1 protein-coding gene is annotated in these 733 nt (G+C 63.8%); it reads left to right on the top strand.

Going from position 1 to position 733, the window contains the following annotated elements; all coding sequences use genetic code 11:
* A partial coding sequence (locus tag ACYVDG_RS32705; protein ID WP_460764198.1) for a transposase family protein occupies positions 1–713 on the top strand: 713 nt, incomplete at its 5' end.
* Between the last annotated feature and the right edge of the window lie 20 nt (positions 714–733).

The raw sequence follows: 733 nt of genomic DNA, 5'->3' as shown, positions 1-733 counted from the left end.
CGCTGGGTCCGTTCCGTCAAGCGGTACTTGTTCTGCGCTGGTTCCGTGAGCGCGGTTGCGTGCACTGCCTGGCCCGTGATGCCGGTATCTCCCAGGCCACTGGCTACCGTTACCTGCACGAGGGCATCGATGTCCTGGCCGATCAGGCCCCGGACCTCCACCGGGTTCTGGAGGAATGCCGTGCCAAGGGCCTTGGCCACGTGGTCTTGGACGGAATGCTGGTCGAGACGGACCGTGTCACCGGCACCCATGTGAACAGTCAGGGTAAGCAGGTCGACACGTGGTACTCCGGCAAACACCGTTCCTTCGGGGCGAACGTACAGTTCCTGTCCGCGCCGGACGGTACCCCGCTGTGGGTCAGCGACGCCGAGCCGGGGTCGACGATTGACATTACTGCCGCGCGCTTGCACTGCCTGCCTGCGCTCTACAAGGCCGCTGCTGATGGCCTTCCTACTCTGGCCGACTCCGGGTACCAGGGTGCGGGGATCGGTATCCATCACCCGCACAAGAAGCCGAAAGGCAGCTCCCACCTGCATTTTCATGCTGACACGCAGACCCACAACGCTCTGCTGCGAGGGGTGCGGGCTCTGGGGGAGCGTACTGCCGCCGAGCTCAAGGAGCGCTGGCGTGCGCTCAAGCGGGTCTCACTGAGTCCCTCCCGGTTCGGCGACATCACACGATCCGCGCTTGTCCTCAACGGGCAGTGGAAATGATCTTCGTTGAGAAAACCTCA

The organism is Nocardiopsis oceani (assembly GCF_054777395.1).
This window is presented reverse-complemented; position numbering and strand designations above follow the sequence as displayed.